The sequence below is a fragment of the Ferruginibacter lapsinanis genome (genome assembly GCF_020783315.1).
Lineage (GTDB): Bacteria > Bacteroidota > Bacteroidia > Chitinophagales > Chitinophagaceae > Ferruginibacter > Ferruginibacter lapsinanis.
Genome location: NZ_CP086063.1, coordinates 3,160,811 through 3,184,675, shown reverse-complemented (window position 1 = coordinate 3,184,675; position 23,865 = coordinate 3,160,811). Strand labels below are relative to the sequence as shown.

Annotated in this window: 17 protein-coding genes; 11 read left to right on the top strand and 6 right to left on the bottom strand. The window is 37.7% G+C overall.

The annotated features are described in order from the left end of the window. Nucleotides 1-5: 5 nt before the first annotated feature. Together prfB and pruA are read left to right on the top strand one after the other, a co-directional pair. Nucleotides 6-1,095 (top strand): peptide chain release factor 2 gene (gene prfB / locus LK994_RS13230; protein WP_394799432.1). Its coding sequence is split into 2 segments (ribosomal slippage): nt 6-53 and nt 55-1,095, totalling 1,089 coding nucleotides; the frame shifts between segments, so codons are not numbered across the junction. A 170-nt stretch (nt 1,096-1,265) separates the two neighbouring features. Next, entirely contained in the window at nt 1,266-2,900 is a 1,635-nt protein-coding gene (gene pruA, locus LK994_RS13225) for an L-glutamate gamma-semialdehyde dehydrogenase (protein ID WP_229760568.1), read from the top strand. A 106-nt stretch (nt 2,901-3,006) separates the two neighbouring features. Here the strand turns inward: pruA and LK994_RS13220 are convergent, their stop codons facing one another. Then, nucleotides 3,007-6,297, bottom strand: coding sequence for a reprolysin-like metallopeptidase (locus LK994_RS13220; protein WP_229760567.1), 3,291 nt, complete (start codon nt 6,295-6,297; stop codon nt 3,007-3,009). A 245-nt stretch (nt 6,298-6,542) separates the two neighbouring features. Between LK994_RS13220 and pyrR the strand changes: the two genes are divergently transcribed. The 4 genes from pyrR (at nt 6,543) to LK994_RS13200 (ending at nt 9,050) form a co-directional block, all read left to right on the top strand. Then, nucleotides 6,543-7,067, top strand: a complete 525-nt coding sequence (gene pyrR / locus LK994_RS13215; protein WP_229760566.1) for a bifunctional pyr operon transcriptional regulator/uracil phosphoribosyltransferase PyrR — start codon at nt 6,543-6,545, stop codon at nt 7,065-7,067. Nucleotides 7,068-7,089: 22 nt separating this feature from the next. Beyond that, nucleotides 7,090-8,016 carry an aspartate carbamoyltransferase catalytic subunit gene (locus tag LK994_RS13210; RefSeq protein WP_229760565.1) on the top strand — a complete coding sequence of 309 codons (927 nt, stop codon included), beginning with the start codon at nt 7,090-7,092 and terminating at the stop codon, nt 8,014-8,016. Nucleotides 8,017-8,143: 127 nt separating this feature from the next. Then, the gene (coaD, locus tag LK994_RS13205; RefSeq protein ID WP_229760564.1) at nt 8,144-8,617 is read left to right on the top strand and encodes a pantetheine-phosphate adenylyltransferase; all 474 of its coding nucleotides are present in this window, start codon (nt 8,144-8,146) and stop codon (nt 8,615-8,617) included. 1 nt (nt 8,618) lies between these two features. Continuing rightward, nucleotides 8,619-9,050, top strand: coding sequence for a hotdog fold thioesterase (locus LK994_RS13200; RefSeq protein WP_229760563.1), 432 nt, complete (start codon nt 8,619-8,621; stop codon nt 9,048-9,050). Between the two features lie 4 nt (nt 9,051-9,054). On the opposite strand, the gene LK994_RS13195 is transcribed toward LK994_RS13200, so the two are convergent. Next, nucleotides 9,055-9,687, bottom strand: a complete 633-nt coding sequence (locus LK994_RS13195; RefSeq protein WP_229760562.1) for an NUDIX hydrolase — start codon at nt 9,685-9,687, stop codon at nt 9,055-9,057. A gap of 107 nt (nt 9,688-9,794) precedes the next feature. Between LK994_RS13195 and pyrE the strand changes: the two genes are divergently transcribed. Beyond that, nucleotides 9,795-10,421 carry an orotate phosphoribosyltransferase gene (gene pyrE / locus LK994_RS13190; RefSeq protein WP_229760561.1) on the top strand — a complete coding sequence of 209 codons (627 nt, stop codon included), beginning with the start codon at nt 9,795-9,797 and terminating at the stop codon, nt 10,419-10,421. A gap of 48 nt (nt 10,422-10,469) precedes the next feature. Here pyrE and LK994_RS13185 read toward each other — a convergent pair whose 3' ends face one another. Then, entirely contained in the window at nt 10,470-10,883 is a 414-nt protein-coding gene (locus LK994_RS13185) for an LEA type 2 family protein (protein WP_229760560.1), read from the bottom strand. 787 nt (nt 10,884-11,670) lie between these two features. Between LK994_RS13185 and LK994_RS13180 the strand changes: the two genes are divergently transcribed. Beyond that, nucleotides 11,671-12,036 (top strand): hypothetical protein, encoded by a 366-nt coding sequence (locus tag LK994_RS13180; protein ID WP_229760559.1) that lies wholly within the window; start codon nt 11,671-11,673, stop codon nt 12,034-12,036. 22 nt (nt 12,037-12,058) lie between these two features. After that, nucleotides 12,059-14,662: a T9SS type A sorting domain-containing protein gene (locus tag LK994_RS13175; protein ID WP_229760558.1), complete on the top strand. Its 2,604-nt coding sequence runs from the start codon at nt 12,059-12,061 to the stop codon at nt 14,660-14,662. Nucleotides 14,663-14,669: 7 nt separating this feature from the next. Here LK994_RS13175 and LK994_RS13170 read toward each other — a convergent pair whose 3' ends face one another. The 3 genes from LK994_RS13170 to LK994_RS13160 all read right to left on the bottom strand — a co-directional run bounded on the left by LK994_RS13170 (nt 14,670) and on the right by LK994_RS13160 (nt 19,085). Next, on the bottom strand, nt 14,670-16,124 hold the full coding sequence (locus tag LK994_RS13170) for a M56 family metallopeptidase (protein ID WP_229760557.1): 1,455 nt from the start codon (nt 16,122-16,124) through the stop codon (nt 14,670-14,672). A gap of 9 nt (nt 16,125-16,133) precedes the next feature. Then, on the bottom strand, nt 16,134-16,511 hold the full coding sequence (locus LK994_RS13165; RefSeq protein WP_229760556.1) for a BlaI/MecI/CopY family transcriptional regulator: 378 nt from the start codon (nt 16,509-16,511) through the stop codon (nt 16,134-16,136). A 384-nt stretch (nt 16,512-16,895) separates the two neighbouring features. After that, nucleotides 16,896-19,085: a sodium-translocating pyrophosphatase gene (locus LK994_RS13160; protein ID WP_229760555.1), complete on the bottom strand. Its 2,190-nt coding sequence runs from the start codon at nt 19,083-19,085 to the stop codon at nt 16,896-16,898. A gap of 424 nt (nt 19,086-19,509) precedes the next feature. Here LK994_RS13160 and LK994_RS13155 point away from each other — a divergent pair, with 424 nt between their 5' ends. Together LK994_RS13155 and LK994_RS13150 are read left to right on the top strand one after the other, a co-directional pair. Continuing rightward, nucleotides 19,510-21,765 carry a T9SS type A sorting domain-containing protein gene (locus LK994_RS13155; protein WP_229760554.1) on the top strand — a complete coding sequence of 752 codons (2,256 nt, stop codon included), beginning with the start codon at nt 19,510-19,512 and terminating at the stop codon, nt 21,763-21,765. A gap of 195 nt (nt 21,766-21,960) precedes the next feature. Beyond that, nucleotides 21,961-23,865, top strand: coding sequence for a beta strand repeat-containing protein (locus LK994_RS13150; RefSeq protein ID WP_229760553.1), 1,905 nt, complete (start codon nt 21,961-21,963; stop codon nt 23,863-23,865).

The following is a 23,865-nucleotide window of genomic DNA, read 5'->3' as shown; positions in this document are numbered from 1 at the left end:
GCATTATGACAACAGAACAATTAAAGGATATAAGAGACCGTGTACTGGTTTTGGGGAGGTTTCTTTGACGTCACTAACAGAGAGGCTAAGATAGAAAACGACAAACAACTCTCTTTGTCGCCGGGCTTTTGGGATGATAATACCCGGGCCACCGCCATTTTAAAAGGAACAAAAGTTAATGAGTATTGGGTAGAAATGTACCACGCTGTAGATACGGCAGTGGAGGATTTTGCTGTGCTCTTTGAGTTTTGGAAAGAAGGAGAAGCTACCGAAGAAGAAGTTAAAAAAGCATACGATGCTGCGGTAGAAAAAGTGGAAGAAGCAGAATTTAAAAGTACGCTCAATGAACCTGAAGATGAGCTGACGGCGATCATGCAGATCAACAGTGGAGCAGGTGGCACCGAGAGCCAGGACTGGGCAGAAATGCTGGCACGTATGTATCGCATGTATGGCGAAAAGCAAGGCTGGACAGTAACCGAAATGGATTGGCAGTGGGGCGATGGTGCCGGAATAAAAACATGTACATATAAGTTTGAAGGTCCGTTTGCTTACGGGTTTTTAAAATCCGAAACAGGTGTGCATCGCCTGGTACGCATCTCTCCGTTTGATAGTAATGCAAGAAGACATACTTCATTTGTATCGGTAAATGTATATCCGCTGGTAGATGATACGATCACTATCGAGATAAATCCGGCAGATGTAAAAATGGAAACTTCACGAAGCGGAGGAGCCGGCGGACAGAATGTAAATAAGGTGGAAACAAAAGTGCAATTAACGCATATTCCTACAGGTATTGTGGTGGTTTGTCAGCAGGATAGAAGTCAGTTGGGTAACCGTGAGTTAGCGATGCAAATGTTGAAAAGCCGTTTGTATGAAATTGAATTGCAGAAGCGCAATGAATTGAAAGATGCTAATAACAGCAAGAAGAAAAAGATCGAGTGGGGAAGCCAGATACGTTCGTATGTTTTTCATCCGTATAAAATGATCAAAGATCATCGTACCGATTATGAAGTTGGTAATGTAGGCCCCGTAATGGATGGCGAGCTGGATGGTTTTATCAAGGCTTATTTGATGAGTGAGAAAGAGACGGAGTAATTTGATAATTTGAAGATTTGGTGATTTAATAATGGGGGAGCTAATGTGAGTACTTGATAATTAGGAATAGAAAACAGTTCTATTTTCAAATGTAATCTTCAAATCTCCAAATCTCCAAATCTCCAAATCATCAAATTGATTTAGTAACTTCATAGACTAAATTTACTCTTATGCATTTTGGAGATTTTTATTACCCCTTGCCTGCTAACGAGCCTGTGCTGAGTTATGCACCCGGCACCAAGGAAAAAGCAGCGCTTAAAGCAGCCATCAAAGAATTAAAAGCTACTAAACTGGATGTGCCAATGTATATTGGTAATGCAGAAGTGCGAACGGAGAATAAAGTATCCATGCATCCACCGCATGAAAGAAAATTTGTACTGGGGCATTATAGTGAGGGGGATGCAACTCATGTAAGGAAAGCGATTGCCGCAGCATTAAAAGCAAAAGATAAATGGGCTAATCTTAGCTGGGAGAACAGAGCGAATATATTTTTAAAAGCAGCAGATCTGTTGGCAACAAAATACCGCTTTCAAATGGTGGCCGCTACCATGCTCGGTCAAAGTAAAAATGCCTATCAGGCAGAGATAGATTCTGCCTGTGAGTTAATAGATTTTTTACGATTCAATGTTCATTATCTAAGTGAGATATATCGTCAGCAACCGTTGAGTGTTGCTGGTGTACAAAACAGGGTGGAGTACCGTCCACTGGAGGGATTTGTATTGGCAGTTACTCCATTTAATTTTACAGCAATAGGAGGTAATCTGCCTACCAGTGCTGCTATGTGCGGCAATGTGGTAGTGTGGAAGCCGGCACATACGCAGATATATTCTGCACAATTGTTCATGCGTATCCTACAGGAAGCAGGCTTGCCAGACGGTGTCATTAATATGGTGCATGTTGATGGGCCTGTGTTGGGAGAAGTGGTTTTTGCTCATCCTGAATTTGCCGGGGTACACTTTACCGGTAGTACCGGAGTGTTTAATTATATGTGGAAGACGATTGGGCAAAATATGAGTGCCTATAAATCTTACCCACGTATTGTAGGAGAAACAGGTGGAAAGGATTTTGTGTTGATACATAAATCTGCTGATGCTGATGTGGCTGTTGCTGCATTGGCAAGAGGAGCGTTTGAATACCAGGGGCAAAAATGTAGTGCAGCTTCCCGTGCTTATATTCCTTCTAATCTGGCAATAGAAATAAAAAAGAAACTGGTTGCAGAAGTTAAAACGATGACTGTAGGTACAGTAGAGAACTTTACCAATTTTGTAAATGCGGTGATCGATGAAAAGAGTTTTGATAAAATAGAAGGCTATATTAAAGGCGCCAGAAAACGAGATAGTAAGTCAAAAATTTTAGTGGGAGGTAAGTGCGATAAAACAGAAGGTTTCTTTATCGAACCAACGGTAATTGAAACCACAGATCCGTATTACGTAACTATGTGCGAGGAGATATTTGGTCCGGTACTAACAGTATATGTATATGATGAAAATAAGTTTGATGATATTTTAAAGATCGTTGACAATACATCGGCCTATGCATTAACAGGTGCTATCATTGCACAGGATAGATATGCAGTAGAAACAGCTACAAATAAACTTCGTAATAGTGCCGGTAATTTTTATATCAACGATAAGCCTACAGGAGCAGTGGTTGGTCAGCAACCATTTGGTGGAGCAAGAGCAAGTGGCACCAATGATAAGGCGGGCAGTATCTTAAACTTATACCGTTGGTTAAGTGCCCGTACTGTCAAAGAAGTATTGACTCCGGTTAGAGATTACCGTTATCCTTTCTTGCAGGAAAAATAAGTATAGGGAACCTTCTTTAAAAGTTGGTCGCCTTAAAATAAATAGCTTGAGCACAATAAAAAATCCGAAGTAATTAGCTTCGGATTTTTTTTTATTGTCAGATATTTTAATTCTGCTGAATAGAAAAATTATCAGGAACAACAAATTTCTTATCAGGCATAACAGTAAGGGTTGATCCCGGCGCAACGGTATAAGGAATATTTAAGTAACATTCTCCGTCAACAACCGGATCAATAATGATCGTACTGCCCGTAATTAACGTGGCAGGAGGTACAGAACTGTTCAGCCAGTTGGATGGTATATCCCAATTTCCGTTGCCGGTAAAAGTATAGGTAAGATCCAACGGAGTTGAGGTCAAAGAGCAAATTTGTAATCCCCAGCTTGTAAGCGAACCACCATCACCTACCGCATTATCTTTTACAGTAAGTGTCCATCTTCCGCCGCTATTTTGCCCGTTGAAAGCAGCTAACGGATTAGCAGGTGCCACGGTAATATTACCTACCGGCGGACAAGGGAATGTTTTGTTTGCCGACTGATCATCCAGATTCAGGTTGAAATTCTGTACAGCATTATTGCCACATATCTGATCGAATAATGTTACAGAAGTAGCAGGTGATGTTCTGGATAGTATAAAGGTAAGATCGGGTATATAAGTGTGCGTACCCGCCAAACTTACTACATTCACGTCAGTAATTGTTACACCACTTGCGGTTGGTATGTTTAATAAAGAAGCTACATTAGGCGTGCTTGTGCTGGAAATAGTTCTTGGTACATTCGTACTCATAAAAGTAGTACAGCCTCCAACTCCTGTTTTAAATAAAAATTGAGGTGATGCTGCACTTGTGCCGCAAGCATTTACAACATATACTCTCCAGTAATAGATAGTGTTTTCTGCTAAAGGTGTTGTTAGCGTATAACTATTGGTGGTAATACCTGTTATTGATTGTACTAAACTGGCAAAAGTATTAGAGATAGATACTTCCAATGTATATGAGGCTGCGGTGTTGGAAGCAACCCAATTAAATGTAGTATTGGTCAGTTGCCCTATTGAAAGATCTGCCGGAGTGGTTAAAGTTGTTGGTGATATGCCGATCACAAATGTAAGTACCTGTGTTTTTGTGATTGATCCTGATACTCCGGTTACAGTTATATTATAAATTCCAGGAGCTAATGATCCGGCATTATTCAAGGTTACAATCGTACTATCGCCAGGAGTTACCGGGTTGGTGCTAAAACTTACAGTTGTGCCGGAAGGGTTATCCGTTACCGATAGATTGATCGGTGTTGTATATCCTGCTAATGAATTAGTGACCAATTTTACTGATGCATCGCCAGTGCCACATAGTTTTGCTGTATCAGTATTTTTAAAAGTAAATGTAGGAACTGGGACTGTAATACTGAAATTATTATTAGAGATGTCGTAGAATATATTGCCTACTGCCACTATTCTGATACGTCCCTGAGATGTAACAATATTTGGTACCGTGATTGTTTCTGAGCCATCATTTGGTGTACTGGCAAGAATTACTGTAGGGTAAGTAAGTCCACCATCGGTAGATAATTGAATACTTACATTAGCACAACTTATAGGTGATAGATTGGTACTGGCTGTATTCCAGGTGATTGTTTTGCTACTGCCGCCATCCCAGGTAATTCCCGTTACATCGGGATAGGTAACAATAAATGGTCCGGCTGTTGAACTAACTGTAGTTGTTATCTCACCAAAACAAACACCACCTCCACCGGCACGGTTATCCCTTGCCGTTAGTCTGAAATGAAGTGTACGTCCAACAGCAGGCATTACTTCTCCAATAGTGGTAGTATTATTAATAACATCCGATAGCTTTGGAAAATATCTTGTAGGAGTTGTTACAGGTGCAAATGAACGGAAAAGCGGTACATTGATAGTGCCGGTTGAAGGTGCTGTTGGTTGAACATTCCAAGCGCCAAATGTTCCGCCAACATCAGTTTGCTCCCAGCTATATGTCAATGCATCACCATCAGCATCTGTTGCGCTTCCTGTTAATACAAATGGGGTTAATTTAGGTATAGTATAGCTGGCGCCGGCACTTACCACAGGTGGCGTATTGCCGGTATTGGTTTTAACTGCACAGTTATTTCCTTGTTGATTGATTGTGTAAGTGGCAATCTGATCCAAACTAACGGCATGAAACTGCGGATCACTATGTGGCTGCAGATCATCGGTGTCACAAATACCTGCATAAGCCATAATAGTACTGCCACTACCAGGTTCTGCATTGGTTGTGTTGCTGCCATTACCATCGCATGAACCTAATGTAGAGTTAAAAGGATGGTCGGCACCAAATGCATGCCCTACTTCGTGTGATACATAATCAATGTCATAAGGATCACCAACAGGTGACGGGCTACCTGTGATACTACTTGCTTTATCTCCGGTAATACAAACCACGCCTAATAAAGACACGCCGCCACCACCGGTGCTGAATGTATGTCCCACATCATAATTGGCATTGCCGATATTGGCGTCAATTACCGTTTGGCTTTCATTAATTAATGTATTCGCATTATTATTCCCATTAAAAGGATCTGTTGAAGGATTCGTATACACAATACTTGATTCGTTGGCAACCAATATCATTCTTATTGAAAGTTCTTTTTCATATACGCCAACCACTCTGTTAACAGTGGTAGTAATGGCCGATAATGCCTCTGCTACAGTAGGAGAAGTCTTTCCGGTTGCAGCCTTTGCATATTCGCCTGTGCAGGCTACTGCTAATCGATAGGTACGTAACTGAGTGCCTATACATTGTTTGGCTAAAATTTGTTGCGGCCGGGCAAGTATATGTTTCTTTCTGATACTATCAGGTAAACTATATTCGATGAACTTGTCAGTTTTTATAAAATCCTTTTTGAAGTAAGAGATATAGTTGGTTTTATTCCCTTGAGTGTAATTATCTATAAAGAAAGAAGTGGTAACAGGAGAGAGGATCATTGCATGAAAACCGAATTCTGTCCAATCCAATCTGATGGTTGCAGTAGGGTCATCAATTCCCTGCCCGGCGTATGTTTTAATTTGTGGAAATTGGGCTGCTAATGCCGGCTCCATGATCGAACTTTCCCAAATACGGAATCTTGATACCTCTCCATTTGGTAAAGGAATATGAATGATCACTGAATTCATCTTATTGTTTAAATAAGCATTTTCAGATGGAATAGTTTTTAAAAATTGTTTAAATGATACAGTATCTAAAGAAATGGTTCTGTACTTAAATGGTTTAATGACTCTTTTTTGTAAAGAATCACCCCTGAAAGCAACTTCAGGAATATCTTTAAAAAAAACATTTTGTGCAGTTACATGAACCGAGCAAAGTGAAAAAAATAAGACTGTAATAAGTGTAGTGAAATTGTTTTTCATGAATTTAATTTGGACGATCCTTATAAATTTACAAAATATAATACCGGGAAAAATAAAAATAGGGATAAATATCTGTAAAATATTTTACATATTTTGTTAATCGGATGTGATTTTCTAACAAATTTGCTATTTGGTAATAGTTTTATTGCTTATTTTTTACTTTGCAGCTACATAATAGTTGCAAACTCCCTGCATCTTGAAACTCAAAAATACTATCTTTGGCAAACACATGTTATTTTTATTAAGTGAAAAAAATATTATCACATTCTGAATTACAATCGCAGGTAGACAAATTAGCCGGATTATTATTGCAAAACCACCCCAATATTACTGATGTCGTATTGATCGGCATACAGCAAGGAGGAGTAATGTTGGCAGATGATATTGTTGCTGCGTTGAAAAAGCTGCAACCTGGTTTACCACTGCATTACGGACAACTGGATATTACTTTTTACAGGGATGATATCAGGAAGGAAATATTAGCTCCTGATGTTATGCATATTCCTTTTTCTATCGAAGATAAAAAGGTGATACTCATTGATGATGTGTTGTTTACAGGCAGAACCATTAAGGCTGCACTGGATGCTTTAATAGATCTGGGGAGGCCTGAAAAGATTGAATTGTGTGTTTTGGTAGATAGAAAAGAACACCGGCAATTTCCTATTCAGGCAGATTATACAGGGGTTACTATTGAAACAAACAGATCAGAAAAAATAAAATTAATAAAAGATCCTGCAGGAAATAAACATGTTGTTCTGTTAAGTGAATAATTTACTATAACTTCGCTTTTTAATGCAACTATCTACTAAACATCTACTAGGCATTAAAGACCTTACTCCTCAGGATATCTCTCTTATTTTATCAACCGCCACTCAATTTAAAGAAGTTTTACAACGTCCGGTTAAAAAAGTTCCTTCATTACGTGAGGTTACTATTGTCAATCTGTTTTATGAAAACAGTACCCGTACAAGAATTTCTTTTGAGTTGGCAGAAAAGCGTTTGAGTGCTGATACCGTTAATTTTACCGTTTCCGGATCTTCTGCAGCAAAAGGAGAAACTTTACTGGATACAGTGAATAATATTTTATCTATGAAAGTAGATATGGTAGTAATGAGACATAGTGCCAGCGGTGCTCCACATTTTTTGGCCAAACATATCCCGGCTGCTATTGTAAATGCAGGAGATGGTATCAACGAACATCCAACGCAGGCTTTACTCGATGCATTTTCCATACAGGAAAAATTAGGAACACTGCAAGGAAAGAAGGTGGTGTTGATTGGAGATATCATGCATTCAAGAGTTGCACTTAGTAATATTTATTTATTAAAGAAGATGGGAGCCGAAGTAATGGTGGCCGGTCCTCCCACGCTTATCCCTAAATATATCAGCGAAGCATTGAATGTGAGGGTAGAATATAATTTAAAGAAAGCATTGCAATGGTGTGATGTAGCCAATGTATTGCGTATTCAGCTGGAGCGCCAAAATCAGGTATTGTTTTCTTCCTTAAGAGAATATAATTTAGCCTACGGCGTAAGTAAAAAATTGTTGGAGGAGGTAGGCAGAGAAATTGTTATCATGCATCCGGGCCCAATCAATCGGGGGGTAGAAATTGATAGTGATGTGGCAGACAGCAATCAGTCCATCATTTTACAACAGGTAGAAAATGGCGTTGCGGTAAGGATGGCGGTGTTGTATCTGTTGGCAGGAAACAAGAACTAAGTTTTATGGATAGTTGATAATACTGTAAATTATTGTATTATTCCCATATCAATTATTAAGTTGTTTAGAATGATAAATAAACTATCCTTCTGAAAAATTATCAATTATTATTTATCAATTATCAACTATGACAAGAATTTGCTTATTTCCCGGAACTTTCGATCCTGTTACCTTAGGGCATATAGATATTATCAACAGGGCATTGCCTTTATTTGATAAACTGGTGATCGGTATAGGCCGTAATGTAAATAAAGTACCCATGTTCAGCGAAGAACAACGCTTGCAATGGGTAAAAGATATTTACAAAGATGAACCTAAAGTAGATGCTGTTTTGTATGATGGATTAACAGTGAGTTGCTGTAAACAAGTTGGCGCTAAGTTTATTTTAAGAGGTATCCGTTATGTAAATGATTTTGAATACGAAAAAGCGATCGCTGATATGAACCGGAGCATTGAGGGGAATATCGAAACAGTTTTTCTTACCTGCTTGCCTCAGTTTACTTCAGTTGCGTCTACACTTGTTCGTGATGTATACAAGAATGGCGGCGATGTATCGCAATTTTTGCCGGACGTAGTTAATCAATCTATAAAAAAGAAATAGCATGTCAATCTGGTTCAACAAACACCTCAAATTGGAAGATCTGTCTGTAGTATTGGAAGGTACTATGGCCGAACATCTGGGCATGGAATGGGTAGCGCTTGGGGATGATTTTTTAAAGATGAAAATGCCGGTGGATCATCGCACCAAACAGCCTTACGGATTGTTGCATGGTGGAGCTAGCTGCACTTTATCCGAAACAGTAGGAAGTATAGCATCGCACCTGGTTGTGGATGCCAATAAATTCAGTTGTGTAGGACTGGAGATCAATGCCAATCATATACGTAGTGCCAGACAAGGGTTTGTTACAGGTATAGCCACCCCTTTACATTTAGGTACCAATACCCATGTGTGGGATGTTAAGATATACGACGATGCAGAAAAACTGATCTGTGCTACAAGGCTTACGGTAGCTGTGTTGAAAAAGGCTTTTTAATTTATTATTTACCAATTGCTGAATAAATACTGACTACATCTCGTATCGATGGGTAGGTGTTTTCCATTAGCTCTCCGATATTTACGGTGTTTATCCATTTAATATCTACAATATCTTCTTCAGTCTGAGGAACTAATATTTGTCCGTTGGGACATGTCATAAAGAACCAATGTGTTATTTTAAGATAATGTTTGCCATAGGCGTTATAGGTATGGTAAGTTTCTCCCAGTTTATTTTTAAGATGAATGTTTTTTACGCCTGTCTCTTCCTCTACTTCTCTTACAGCGCATTCTTCAGCACTTTCACCTGCCTCCATTTTCCCTTTCGGCAAATCCCATTTATCCAGCCGGTAAATGAACAACAATTCTTTTCGTGCATTCTGTACAATCCCCCCGGCTGCTTCTATCAATGTAAAATGCTTGAAGAACGATTTCTTTAGGGCCTGCAGGTCTTCATGAAACAATACGCCTGCATGAAATTCATCTTTTTTTATTTCATGTAATAATGCATTGATCGCATTGCTAGATATTTCATCAACCAAAACAGCATCGGGGTGATGCAGTATTTCCTTCAGTTCAGCATTGATCTCGTCGCACAGGAAAACGGGCTTATCGTTAAAATAGATCTTGATATACATAATAAATGAGCGTAGGGTTATATGCTGCAAGCTACAAGAAGTATAATAATTTGAACAAACTTTCCACTTATGACTTGTAGCCTGCCGCTTTATTTAATTTTGCAGCCATGACAAACGAAAAAGCTGTAGCTGAAAAACTCCTACAAATTAATGCAATAAAATTAAGTCCACAACAACCTTTTACATGGGCAAGCGGATGGAAAAGTCCTATTTATTGCGATAACCGAAAGGTATTATCATTCCCATATATCAGAGAGTTTATAAAAAGTGAGATGTGTAATGTGATATTTGAAAAATTTCCGGATGCGGAGATGCTTGCCGGAGTAGCCACTGCTGGTATAGCGTGGGGAGCCATGGCGTCTGATCAGCTAAAACTGCCTTATATATATGTTCGACCTAAGCCCAAAGAGCATGGCTTATCGAACCAGATCGAAGGTTTTTATGAAAAAGGACAAAAAGTGGTGGTGATAGAAGACCTGATCTCTACCGGAAAAAGTAGCTTAGAGGTAGTGGAAGTATTACGTAAAGCCGGGGTGGAAGTAGTAGGCATGGTATCAATTTTTACCTATGGATTTGAAGTGGCGGATAAGGCTTTTGCGGCAGCCGGGGTAGAGTATAGATCGTTGACAAATTATGCTACTTTAATTGATCTGGCCGTAGAGAAAGGGATCGTTTCGGCTGAACAATTGAACACATTGTTAGAGTGGAGAAATGCTCCTTCTACATGGGGATAGAAATCAAAATTTTAAGATTGCAACCGTCGGAATTTCTCCGGCGGTTTTTTATTGGAACAAACTTAACTGCTGCTTTCCGGTATAATCTATCGGGAAAGTTTTAAAAACATTCATTTTTCCAACTTTTACAGAACCGGATATTTTTAAATTTATTTCTTTACTAAATGCCGTATTCAGCAAATTTTTGAAAATATTTCTCATATCAATATCCATTTTAATAGGTATTGTAAACTCCCTTTGGCGAGGTAGGGTTATTTGGTATTCCTGGGTAGTATGCCCTAAATATGTCGAATCCACATAAACGTCAAGGTCTGTCCGCATGAGTTGTAAACCGAATCTGTTGGGGTTGTAATACACCAGGTCCATCTTTATTGCAGAGGAGCCAAGGCCTACTTTTTCGATAGAGAAGTTTTTAAAATCCCGGTACTCAAGACTCTTCGGAGTACTACATGAAATCAGCATTATTGTCAGTAAGGATATAAACAATAGGTAAAAACTTCCTGGTGATCGCATAATCATTTTGTTGGTTAGTAGGGTGCAAGTTAGGGCAGGATGACCAAACTAAAAAACATATCTATTTTGTAAAAAAGTATCCTAATCAATTTAGTAATTCTGTAATAAATGATTTCTCCTCGGTAAAAATATAAGTACTCATTTATTTAGTGTATAAATATTATTGTAATTTATTAATATAAAATGAATTAAATACTATTTGTTGAAATTATAATTTAGAAATTAGCACACGAATTTTTTACTAATTAATCGATATGTGACAGAAAAACTTCAGTGAAATTTATTTTAAACAAAATTGTTTTAAATAAATGATATACAATAAAATACAATTTTCATATTCAATTTTATTTTATATAAAAATGCTTATTATCATTAATTATTATATCCGGAAAGTTAAAAAGGCGTTTTTAGGCCTGGTAAATTATTTTGGATACTTGTGCTCACCATGCAAAAATCTTCGGGAATTCCGATTGTTTTCAAATATTTCAATTTTTAAAATAATCGGTAATAATGGCAGCTTTGTTTTTTGTTCTCAGCTTTTGTTGAATTTTTTTGGAGTGAAACAGATAGTTAAAATATTTAATATTTATGGATATTTAGCGAAGTTTTAAAAATTGCTTTCGGTATATTTTGACGGCTAGTTCAAATAAAGTAAATTGAGGATGATGGTATATTCTTAAACCGGATGTTTTATTTAATGAAATTTTCAATTAGAGAATTCTTTAAAAATTATTATATGATAAAAAAAATTACTTTATTCATTTTACTCTTTTCGGTCAAATTCCTGTCAGCCCAAAAGTTGCAGACATTATATTATAAGTCTGATACTCAGAAAAGGAGTAAGCGTTCTATTGTGGTTATTTCAAAGGCAACCGAGAAAACTTCGGTTAGTTTATATAACAAGGAATTGCTCCAGCTCTGGCGCAAAAAAACGTCTACACAGATCAATGCGGATTTTAGAAGTGCCCCCAATATTCTGGCCTTCAGTTACAGCAGTAAAACTGGACAAATAAAATTATCTGCACCTACGGTATATATACGCCAGATCCTCAAAAAGAATTTTGAATTTTCCGATGCAGAGATAACGGCTAGCGGTTTATAATTAATTTATCTAAACTACTTTTATGTCGAGAATAATAAAAGCAACCTTGCTGTTGCAGTTCATCCTTTTATCTGTATCAATCTTTGCACAAAACGGCTCAGATGAACCTTGTAATGCCCCGGAGATTACTGTGAATCCAATTGGATCATCATGCGCAAGTATTGTTACGGCTACTATTAATAATGGGGTCGGTACTGAGTTTACAAACTCAACTTCAGCATCTTCTGGTGTTATATTACCTACTGTAGATTGTAATCTTTTTGGAGCAACAACCAGGGATTGGTGGTATAAGATCGTTGTACCGGGTTCGGGTTATTTTAGTGTCGATCTAACTGTAAACTCTAATAGCACTTATTTTGATTGGGTAATGTATACTTCATCATCTGCCACATGCTCTGGAGCGACCTTTAGAGAAATAACCAATAGCAGTCAATGTACCATTGATGGAGGAATACCTGTTTTTACCGGTGTGGGGCCCTTAACTCCAGGTACTGTGGTATATTTAAGAATGTGGCGTGAAGCTGATTATACGCAAGATGCCACCCGGGATTATGAATTATGTGTGAATGCAACAAGTGCTGCACCGATTGGATGCCCCACTCCGATATCTCCGGTAAATAACAGTTTGATTACTTTTCCTGCAACGTTAACCTGGACATCTGTGGCTGATGCCACCGGGTACGCTTTATATGTAAGAGATGTGACCAATGGAGGGGGATTTGTCAATCTGGGTAGTGTAGCTGGCAATAGTGTTATTTTAGGAGGGGAGTTAAGCTACTCAACTATATATGAATGGTTTGTAATTCCGCTAAATGCCGAAGATGTAGGGAATAATTCCTGCAGGAATACACTGCAATTTAAAACGCCTGGAGCCCCACCAGCTTCGACCTGTGCAACTGCCACGCAAATTTGTGCTCCTTTTTCTTTTTCGGCTGGGGTAGATCAGCCTGAAGATGGGGCTGGCACCGATGCTGATTACGATTGTTTATTAAGTGCTCCCAATCCGGAATATCATTGGATCAAAATAACATCTAATGGAAATATCCGTTGGAATATTAAAAGTGTGCCAGATCAGGATGTAGATTTTGCAATATGGGGGCCTTTTACAGGGCTTACTCCAAGCACGCCTACATGCGGCACAGGAGGTGCAGGCAGCAATGGATTTCCTTGCGGAGCCGCTTTGGGCACTCCTCTCAGATGCAACTATGCGGAAACTAACGGAGGGAATGTTTCGATAAATTCAGCAGTGGCTGGCCAGTATTACCTGGTACTGGTAACTAATTATGAAAATTTACCTGCTACAATTAATATCACAAATAATACCGGTAACACTGCAGGTATCGAATGTCCATGTTTAGTAAATGAACTGGTTGTTGCTCCAAAAGGAGATTGTAACAATAATATATATAGTGTGGACTATAGCGTTAGTTTTACGAATGCGCCGGTTTCAGGAACATTAACCATAACAGATGGAGAGGGGCATAGCACAGTGCTAACTGCTCCATTTACCTCGCCATTGACAGGAACCATTACAGGTTTAACTGCGGATGGAGTCTTTCATACTTTTACAGCAAGTTTTTCTGCAAATCCAGGGTGTAAGCTTTGTACCAGCTATACCGCTCCGGAGCCTGCTCCAACCAATAACTCATGCAGTACCGGACTGCCTTTAACTGCCAACGCAAGCGCTGGAGCAGCCACTGGGTATACAAACGAATGTACCGGCAAGAGTATTGGCGAAGCAACTTATTGCGGAACACCGGCATGCAGATCCATATTTTATAAGATACATACTTCTGCAGTGGCTGTAGACAGAACATTGAGTATTGATTTTGACGGGGGAAATTCTGGAGATGGGTTGAGCTCTTGTCCGAATGGGATCAGGGTATCTGTACTTACAGATTGTAATACTGCAGCTGCTGTTACTCCTTCAAATTGTCAAACGGTTGTTACATCAACTGATAATTTGACTTTTGGAGATCTGTTGCTGAATACAGATTATTATATAGCAGTTGATCAGGTAAATTGTACTGATGAATCTTGTAACTGGAGTATGAGATTTTTAGGGATAGGGGTGCTGCCTGTAACAATGGGAAGTTTTGAAGTATTGAAAATGACAGGATATAACGCTTTGAGATGGATCACTGTTAATGAGCAAAAAACTGATCATTTCGAAATGTTACGCAGCAGTGACGGAATTACATATCAAAATATAGGGAAACTAACTGCATCCCATAATCGAAATGGGTATATATATACTTTTGCAGATAATGCAATGCCCGACGGCATCAACTATTATAAGATCAAAACAGTGAATAAAGACGGCACCTATGAATTGAGTGAAATAAGAAAGATCAACAATTCTTCCGCTACATTTAGTTTGTCAGTCAGGCCTAATCCTGCAAAAAATAATATCACTGTATCAGTAACCAATGCGGAGAATGGTAATGGCAAGTTTATTATTACAGATGGTGTGGGAAGAAAATTGGCAATAACCGAAAAATTGTTGAAAGCAGGAAAAAATCAATTTGACTTTGATATTTCAACATATAATGCAGGAGTGCTGTATATCAAATTCATCGACAAAAATGGTGTAACAGTAACACAACCAATTAATAAATTAAGATAGTATTATATTAAGTGGTAACTCTTTTGCCCGGCATAGATGATGTGTCGGGCAATTTTTTTGCAGCGGCTTTATTTTTTACAGGTTGATTAATAAATATAATTGGTTTGATTGCAGCTTTGCCACTGTCTTTCGATAATTGAAAATAGTAAGTATTATTATTTTTTTCACCCGAACTTTGGTCTTCTATTCTTACAAAATATTTAGGTGTAGTTAATTCATTTTTTTCAGATACAGGAAGAATAGAAAAGTTCGATGGCTTATTTTTAAACAAATCTTCATTGATGAGAGCAATAGGGAAGTCTTCCTCTTTAGTATCTATTATATTGACAGATTTAGGAGTAGCATTGTTTTTTAGGGTTACGTTTTTTCTTGTTTTCGCAATAGTTGGATGAACAAATGGTGTGCTTTTTGGGGTAATAGGGTGAACCTTTGCAGCAGCATAAATTTTCTTGCTATCTGTAAAGATTGCAGCATTATTTGTCAACGGTTTTATTGGGATAAGCGATATAATAGCAAAAGTTGCAATTAAAACAACTGTAATAATTTTTACCTTTTGAATTTCGTTTAAAAAAGTATAGGGTTCGGAAGCAAACAGTCTTTTAATTCTATTGAGCAATTGTTTTTTACCATTCGTGGCAGCCAATGCCAATAAGGTTTTTTGCTGTCTGTGTATTTCTATTTGCAATAATGCGTTGGCATATGTTTCCCTGTTGTATTGATAATTAAGCACCCAGTCATCGCAGCAGTTTTCTCTTTCATTTTCTATTTCTCTGCATAATAAAGTTGCAAAAGGATTAAAGAATAACATCAACTTTGCAACTGTTTGTAATATGTTCAATAAAAAATCATCTCTTTTGATATGCGCCAATTCGTGCAGCAGGATTGCCTCTGTTTGTTGAGTGCTGAGTTGTGTTATAGCGGCAACGGGTAATAATATGACCGGTTTAAAAAAGCCGATCACAGATGGAACATCAACATTTTTTGATATCCATACATCTACTTTCTTTTTTATACCTAAATGTAAAACAGTGTTGTTTACAAACAGTCTTATATCAATATCAGGTTTTGTCAAGTCATTGTTTTTCAATTTTGCGGTTTTGAAAACTATCCCTGAAAATTTGATCAAATAAAAGAACAGGAATAATACATACACTACAGCCAGCAAGGGTAGTGCCGCATTAATAGTTGAAAGTATATCGGGTGTAACTGATAGAGAGAAAAAAGCGATAGCGGAATGTTTGATATGTTGATAAGATCGCAGAATCGTACTGACAAACCAAATAGAAGAAAGTATGAGTAAAGTAAAAGCCAGATTGTGTTTGAAAACGGCAGGAGCGTTTGGTTTTGCTCCAACAATGAGTTGATAAACCAACCATAATAAACCTACTTGCCAGAAACTATTCATTATAGCCCATCCAAGGGATTGTAAAAAATATGCGTTCTCAAAAAAAGCAGTAAGCATATGCTGATTCTATTTTATGCTGTTGAGATAATTTCTTATTTCATCCAACTCCTCTTTGGAAGCTTTGTGGTTGCCAAGTGCCTGCATTACTAATTGAGCAGAAGAACCGGCAAACAAAGAATCTATCATCTTATTTAAAAATAGCGATTGGGTTTTCTCTCTACTTACTAAAGGTTTATATATATGGACTTTGCTGCTGCTATCTCTACTAACCAACCCTTTTTCAAACATGATCTGCATCAATTTGAGGGTGGTGGTATAGCCGGCTTCTTTCCCTTTTAGTAATTCCTCATGTACTTCTCTCACAGAGGCAGTGTTCTTATCCCAAAGTACTTGTAGTATTTCTAATTCACCTTCAGTGGGCCTGGTATTTTTAAGTGTAGTCATTGTACGATATATTTCGTACGTGAAGGTAAAAAATTATTTCATAAAAAAAACTAAAAATTTTTCAAAAGGTTCATTCTTGATTTGTTCGCTAAACTATTTGTGATCAAGAAAAATATTCTATTGTAGGACTATAAATAGTGGATATAAAAAAGCCCCGATGTAGAAACATCCGGACTTTTTGGTTATAATGGTTCTGATTAGACTAGTTTAATTCAATCAATAATATATTACTGATTGACATTGCAATATTGATCTTTTGAAATAAAATTTTGTAGAGGTATTACTATAGACGCATTTGCGTTTGCAATGGTTGCAAATTGAAATAATTTTTTTTTTAAATTATTTCAATTTGCAACCTTTGCTTTCTTAGATCTGAGATGTTGCTTAATTACGCTCAGCTGCACTCATTTTTGTCATCGTTTCGATCTGAGCTTTTCGGTTAGCTTCAATTGAATCGTGATGTAGTTTTGCAAGGGTAGGTGCAATAACTAATGACACTATACTCATCAATTTGATCAAAATATTCATTGATGGCCCGGATGTATCTTTAAATGGATCACCCACTGTATCGCCTGTTACAGATGCTTTATGTGGTTCATCACCTTTGTAATACATTGTACCATTTATATCAGCGCCCTTTTCAAAACTTTTTTTAGCATTATCCCAAGCACCGCCGGCATTATTCTGGAACATTCCCAACAGTACACCACTAACGGTAGCGCCTGCCAGAAAACCACCCAGTACTTCGGGGCCAAAAACAAACCCGATAATAATAGGAGATAAAATTGCAATAGCACCAGGTAACATCATTTTTTTAAGAGAAGCTTGCGTAGAGATAGCCACACATTTATCATATTCCGGTTTTCCGGTACCTTCCATAATTCCAGGAATGGTTCGAAACTGACGACGAACCTCTTCTACCATTGCCATAGCAGCTTCACCAACGGCACGTATAGCTAATGAAGAGAAAATAAATGGTATCATGCCGCCTACAAATAAGCCAGCCAATACATCCGCATGATAAATATCAATCCCATCGATACCTGCTATACCTACAAAAGCTGCAAACAGCGCAAGCGCAGTAAGTGCAGCAGAAGCAATAGCAAATCCTTTACCTGTAGCAGCTGTAGTGTTACCCACGGCATCTAAAATATCTGTTTTTTCACGAACGTCTTTTGGTAATTCACTCATTTCTGCAATACCACCTGCATTATCAGCAATTGGGCCAAATGCATCGATGGCTAATTGCATAGCGGTGGTAGCCATCATACCTGCAGCAGCAATTGCCACACCGTATAAACCTGCACAAGCATATGATCCATAGATACCAGCGGCCAATACAAGAATTGGTAACAAAGTACTTTCCATACCAATGGCAAGTCCTCCGATGATATTTGTAGCATGGCCTGTTCCCGATTGACGAACAATACTTAATACAGGACGTTTACCCATTGCTGTAAAGTATTCGGTGATGATACTCATTAATGTTCCGACACCCAATCCAACCATGATCGCTCCAAAAATCCCCATCTTAGTGAATTCATGACCACGTAAGGTCATTGTTTCCGGCATTAGCCAATTTACCAAAAAGTAGGAGGCAATAGCGGTCAAAACGATCGATCCCCAGTTTCCCATGTTCAGTGCTTTTTGTACAGCAGCCGTGCTGTTGCCAACCGATTCTGAAATACGAACGAAAAAAGTACCAATGATAGAAAATAAAATGCCCATAGAAGCAATCAGCATCGGTAACAAAATAGGAGACATCCCTTGAAAATTATCAGTAAGGGCATCTGTTTCTCTTCCCAAAACCATCGTGGCTAAAACAGTTGCTACATAAGAACCGAATAAATCTGCTCCCATGCCTGCTACATCACCCACATTATCACCCACATTATCTGCAATAGTTGCTGGATTACGAGGATCATCTTCAGGTATACCGGCTTCAACTTTACCTACAAGGTCAGCACCTACGTCTGCAGCTTTGGTATAAATACCACCACCCACACGGGCAAAAAGAGCAATAGACTCAGCACCCAAAGAAAAACCTGTTAATATTTCAATAGTACGCTCCATTTCATGGCTGCTAACAGCAGCATTCGGGGCAAATACCATTTTAAGAATGATAAATAATCCTCCTAAACCGAGAACAGCTAAACCTGCAACTCCCAATCCCATTACACTACCTCCTGTAAATGAAACGTTTAAGGCTTTACTTAAGCTGGTACGTGCAGCTTGAGCTGTACGTACATTAGCCTTAGTAGCTACTTTCATACCAATAAAACCAGCAAATGCACTAAAAAAAGCACCTAAAACAAAAGCTAATGCAATGCTCCAATGACTGTTAGCATTACTATAACCAAGTATGCCTAATAATAAGGCAGCTAAAACAACAAAGTAAGCAAGGATTTTATATTCTGCCTTCAAAAAAGCCATTGCACCTTCAGCAATATAATTGCTGATCTCTTTCATACGGTCGTTACCGGCATCTTGTTTAGATACCCAATTGAACTTAATAAAAGTATACAAAAGACCCACTAAACCCATTGCTGGTATTACATAAATCAAATTTTCCATAATGTATATATCTAAAATTTAGCTGACAAAAATAGGGGAATTGATATGAAAAATCTAAGAATCAGGCACTTAATTGGGAACGATTGCGTAAATGTGTTCATTTTACATGACTGAGACTGGATTTTTTGCTGATTTTCTAGTTAGAAACTTAGTTTTTTTTGTTGCAGTTTTTAACAATATAAATTGATTTATGCCCTATGATCAACAAAAGAAAAACTTGTAAAATGAGTTAAATGGCTATAATTCAGTGTATTCTAAGTATGTCATAAATATGATTTTATATAATATCAGGCAATAATTCATGTTTTAACTCGTTAATTGTTTTGATGATAGTTCGTTTTAGCAATAAAACATATTAAAATCACTTGAATTATTAGGGTATCCACAAAGATCCCTTGAAACAAAGCCTTAAAATCCCTTATTTATGAAAAAGCTGTACTATGGCTATCCCTCAATCTTTTTGCCAAGGTTTCAGACGGTCTCGGTAATACAATTTACCAAAACCTTTCTCTGTTTATTCTTCGCATTCCTTTTTGTTAACAATTCCATTTTTTCTCAAAGTCTTACTATTGGTGCAAGAAGCTATATGGTAATGAATGGAGCCCCTTCATTGGTTATAAAAGATGCGGCTTTAATAAACAACGGGAATTTTTCAGAATCACAAAGTACAGTTAAGTTTAGTGGCTATGCAGATACTACTCAATCTTATTTATCAGGAAGTAACACCACTACCTTTTATAATCTAACTACCAGTAAATCTGCTTATGGAACAGCTCTGAAATCAATGGGCAGGGTTCGTAATATTTTAAGTGTAAGTTCTGGACATTTATATTGTGATAGTAATTTGACATTATTGTCAGATGCAGCATTGACAGCGAGGGTTGATGTGGTGCCGGCAAATTCAAATATTTATGGAAAAGCAATGGTACAAAGATATATGCCACCTAGAAGAGCCTGGCGTTTGATGACAGCACCGGTAACAAGTTCAGGTAGCATTTTTAATACATGGCAAAATGGGGGCGTATATGAGGCGGGTAAGGGTACCTGGGTTACTGGGTCAAACCCAACAGGAGCAGGCGGAAATGGGTTAGATGCCAGTCCGCAGAACAATGTATCCATGAAGACATTCAATTTCAATACACAAGCTTTTGTAAATGTATCAAATACTAAAGTAGCTGTTTCATCCGGTTCATCGGGTAATGCTGATAATACAGGTTATTTTATGTTTGTTAGAGGTGACAGGGTATATAACAATTTTGATTACAGCGGCGGGGTTTGTAATACCACCACACTTACTAGTATAGGACAATTACAGGCGCACACACAAACTTTTGTTACAGCAAAAGATTCGGCTAAATATACATTAATAGGTAATCCATTTGCGTCACCTATTGATTTCAATAATATTACCAGAAATAATATAGTAAAACGTTTTTTTGTATTAGATCCTACCATCGGCTCGGTTGGATCATGGGTAATGTTGGATGATATAGATGGGGATGGTGTTTTTACAAAGTCTATCGGAGCTAGTTCTATGACAAAAGAAATTCAATCAGGACAAGCTTTTATGGTTGTGACAAATGGTAATGTAGCATCTGCATCCGTAGTTTTTGAGGAAACCAGTAAAACCAGCGTAGGAAATACTAATATTATGGGCAGACCATCTGTTCCTAATAAAATAGCTTCTATACGTAGCAATTTGTATTTGCTTCAACCAGATACAGCTGTTATCGCTGATGGAGTTGTTACTGAGTTTGATGATAGATATAGTTCTAAAACAAACCAGGACGATGCCTCAAAACCTTCAAACACAAATGAAAACCTTACACTTATCAGAAATGGATTAAGTTTTTCTGTTGAAAGAAGAAGTATGTTGACACAAAACGATACTATATACTTTAAAGCCTGGAGAACCTCACAAAGAAGATACAGATTAGAATTTATTCCATCATACTTAGCCCAAACCGGACTTCAGGGCTTTTTGGAAGATAGTTATCTTAAGACATCAACTCTTGTTCATTTAAATGTTCCTACAACATACGATTTTGATATCAATGGCGATGCGGCTTCACAGGCAATGGACAGATTTAAGATTGTATTCAGACCAGGGGCAGTTTTACCGGTAACCATAAGTAATATAAAAGCAGCGTTGCAAACCAATAATACAATAAAGGTAGAATGGAAAGTAGAAAATGAGATCAATATTGTAAAATATGAAGTAGAAAAATCTGTGGATGGTATTTCATTTACCCAGGTAGATGTGACAAATGTGAATGGAACAAATAATACAAGTAATAGCTATAACTGGATCGATGAAAATGCCATTGCCGGGAATAACTTTTACAGGATAAAGATAGTAGACGCCAATGGACAAATGAAATATAGCTCAGTGGTAAAAGTGGCACTTGAAAAAAATACATCTAGTATAAGCATTTATCCTAATCCTATAAAAAATAACACAATCAATATACAGTTTAGTAATCAAAAAGCAGGAACATATCAGGTAAGATTGATCAATAATCTAGGACAAGTGCTATACAATAATAGTTTACAAAATAATGAGGGAAACAGTAGTCAGGTAATTAAGCCAGCAACAACGCTTGCGGCCGGTACCTATCAAATAGAGATCATTAGTCCGGATAAATCAAGAACAACACAGAAATTATTTGTGGAACAATAGAAAAAGGAATCATATCGTATAATCAAAGTTTGATTTAAGTCAAATTAACCCCCTCGAAAGTGGCATTAAACAGTCACATTCAGGGGGTTTTATATTGTTTTTATTTATCTTTACAATAATATTTATTAATAATACGTTATTATATGGTATACCCTACTATACCTAAAATATTCTTAATACCTAATACACCTTACAGTGAAAAGACATTTTGTTCTTATCGTTTCGCTTTTACTAATTTTTACTATATCAAATAGTTATGGGCAAAATATAGCCATTAATGACAATGGAGCTATGCCAGATACAAGCGCAATGCTAGACGTAAGCAGTACATCGAAAGGATTGCTTGCTCCTAGAATGACTACTACTCAAAGAAATAATATACCTCTTCCAGCTACTGGGCTATTGATATTTAATACAACTACCGGTGCATTTAATGTTAATACTGGTACTTCAGCTGTTCCTGCGTGGGATGTATTGGCTGTAAGTGGAGGAAGTGGTATTAGTTCTTTAGGAGGATTAACCGGCAGTACACAAACTTTTGCAACAAGTACAACTGGAACAAATTTCACCATTTCGTCATCAGGTTCTACGCATACATTTAATCTGCCAGATGCAAGTACAAGTAATAGAGGGGTGATAACTACAGGTACCCAAACAATTGCAGGTGCCAAAACCTTAAGTGATGCACTTACTTTATCTACACTTGCAAGTGGGGCAGCTACTGATAGTATTTTAACTTCAGCTTCTGGGGTGGTAAGAAAACGTACTGTTAGCGATGTTATAAACAACGCGGCATGGTCATTGACCGGCAATACCGGAGCGACAAATGTATTTGGGCTTACCTCAAATAATTCACTGCGTTTCTATACAAATAATATTCAACGTTTAGTGATTGATAGCACTTCGCTCATGACCCTAACATCTACATCTACTGCTGCAAGGGCATTTACCATTACTCAAAATATAAATGGGGCTGCAGGTATGTTATTAAATAACAATAGTGTGGGGGTTGCTGCAGCAAATGAATTATTGATGAGCAACTCTACTTCTAATGCATATTTTGGTCTTGCAGGTTCTGGATATACTACTTCGGGGCCATTTGTTCAAAATGGTATTTACATCGATAATAATGGGGCTGGAGGGATCAGTTTATCTGCACGTAATGCAGCTGGTAATATAAGATTTTATGGAAATACAACTCTTGGTATGCAAATGTTTACTAACGGGCATTTACAACTGCAATCTGGAGGAACTTACACAGATATAGCTTCAGCAAGATTAGCAGTTAATAGTACTACCGAAGGATTTTTGGTGCCACGTATGACCACTACACAAAGAGATGCAATTTCAACACCGGCTACGGGATTATTGATATTTAATACAACAACAAATTTTTTCAATTATTATACCGGCTCTGGTTGGACAGAACAAATTTCATCAACAGGTACTCAGACAATATCTGGAAATAAAACTTTCTCAGGAACTATTTCGGCAACTTCTTTATCTGGAGGAGCATCAACTGATAGTTTGGTAACTGTATCTTCTGCAGGTGTGATCAATAAACGCAGAGTGGTGGATGTAATAGCTCAATCAGCATGGGCAACTACAGGTAATACAGGTACAAATAGCGGAACAAATTATTTAGGTACTACAGATAGCGTGAGTTTGCGGATAAAAACCAATGGCATAGAGAGAATTGTTGTAGATAGCACGGGAGATGTAGGTATTGGCACTACAACTCCTGCTACAAGCTTGGATATAAACGGAGATCTTGCTACGAGGATGGGTTCCATAACCTGCGGTAATGGGAATTCAAATCATAATTTGGCTATTGGTAATAAAACGTTTGTAAAAATAACAGGACCAACAGGAAACTTTACTATTACTGGATTAGCTGGCGGGGTAGAGGGGAAAATAGTAATATTATACAACAGCACTGCTAACAATATGACTATAGCAAACAGTCATGCTTCAAGTGATGCAGCTAATAGAATACTTACTCCCACAGGAGGAAATATTGCAACTGCCAAAACTGGAAGTGCGATATTGATATATGACGCATCAGTTTCTAAATGGGTTGTGGTTTCTTATATCCAATAA

Bases quoted from the DNA above. Each gene is read 5' to 3' on its own strand.
- LK994_RS13195 (WP_229760562.1), bottom strand. From the start codon at position 9,687: ATGTATATCAAGATCTATTTTAACGATAAGCCCGTTTTCCTGTGCGAC.
- LK994_RS13210 (WP_229760565.1), top strand. From the start codon at position 7,090: ATGCAACTATCTACTAAACATCTACTAGGCATTAAAGACCTTACTCCT.
- pruA (WP_229760568.1), top strand. From the start codon at position 1,266: ATGCATTTTGGAGATTTTTATTACCCCTTGCCTGCTAACGAGCCTGTG.
- LK994_RS13180 (WP_229760559.1), top strand. From the start codon at position 11,671: ATGATAAAAAAAATTACTTTATTCATTTTACTCTTTTCGGTCAAATTC.
- LK994_RS13175 (WP_229760558.1), top strand. From the start codon at position 12,059: ATGTCGAGAATAATAAAAGCAACCTTGCTGTTGCAGTTCATCCTTTTA.
- pyrE (WP_229760561.1), top strand. From the start codon at position 9,795: ATGACAAACGAAAAAGCTGTAGCTGAAAAACTCCTACAAATTAATGCA.
- LK994_RS13155 (WP_229760554.1), top strand. From the start codon at position 19,510: ATGAAAAAGCTGTACTATGGCTATCCCTCAATCTTTTTGCCAAGGTTT.
- LK994_RS13220 (WP_229760567.1), bottom strand. From the start codon at position 6,297: ATGAAAAACAATTTCACTACACTTATTACAGTCTTATTTTTTTCACTT.
- LK994_RS13160 (WP_229760555.1), bottom strand. From the start codon at position 19,085: ATGGAAAATTTGATTTATGTAATACCAGCAATGGGTTTAGTGGGTCTT.
- LK994_RS13165 (WP_229760556.1), bottom strand. From the start codon at position 16,511: ATGACTACACTTAAAAATACCAGGCCCACTGAAGGTGAATTAGAAATA.
- coaD (WP_229760564.1), top strand. From the start codon at position 8,144: ATGACAAGAATTTGCTTATTTCCCGGAACTTTCGATCCTGTTACCTTA.
- LK994_RS13170 (WP_229760557.1), bottom strand. From the start codon at position 16,124: ATGCTTACTGCTTTTTTTGAGAACGCATATTTTTTACAATCCCTTGGA.
- LK994_RS13200 (WP_229760563.1), top strand. From the start codon at position 8,619: ATGTCAATCTGGTTCAACAAACACCTCAAATTGGAAGATCTGTCTGTA.
- LK994_RS13185 (WP_229760560.1), bottom strand. From the start codon at position 10,883: ATGCTGATTTCATGTAGTACTCCGAAGAGTCTTGAGTACCGGGATTTT.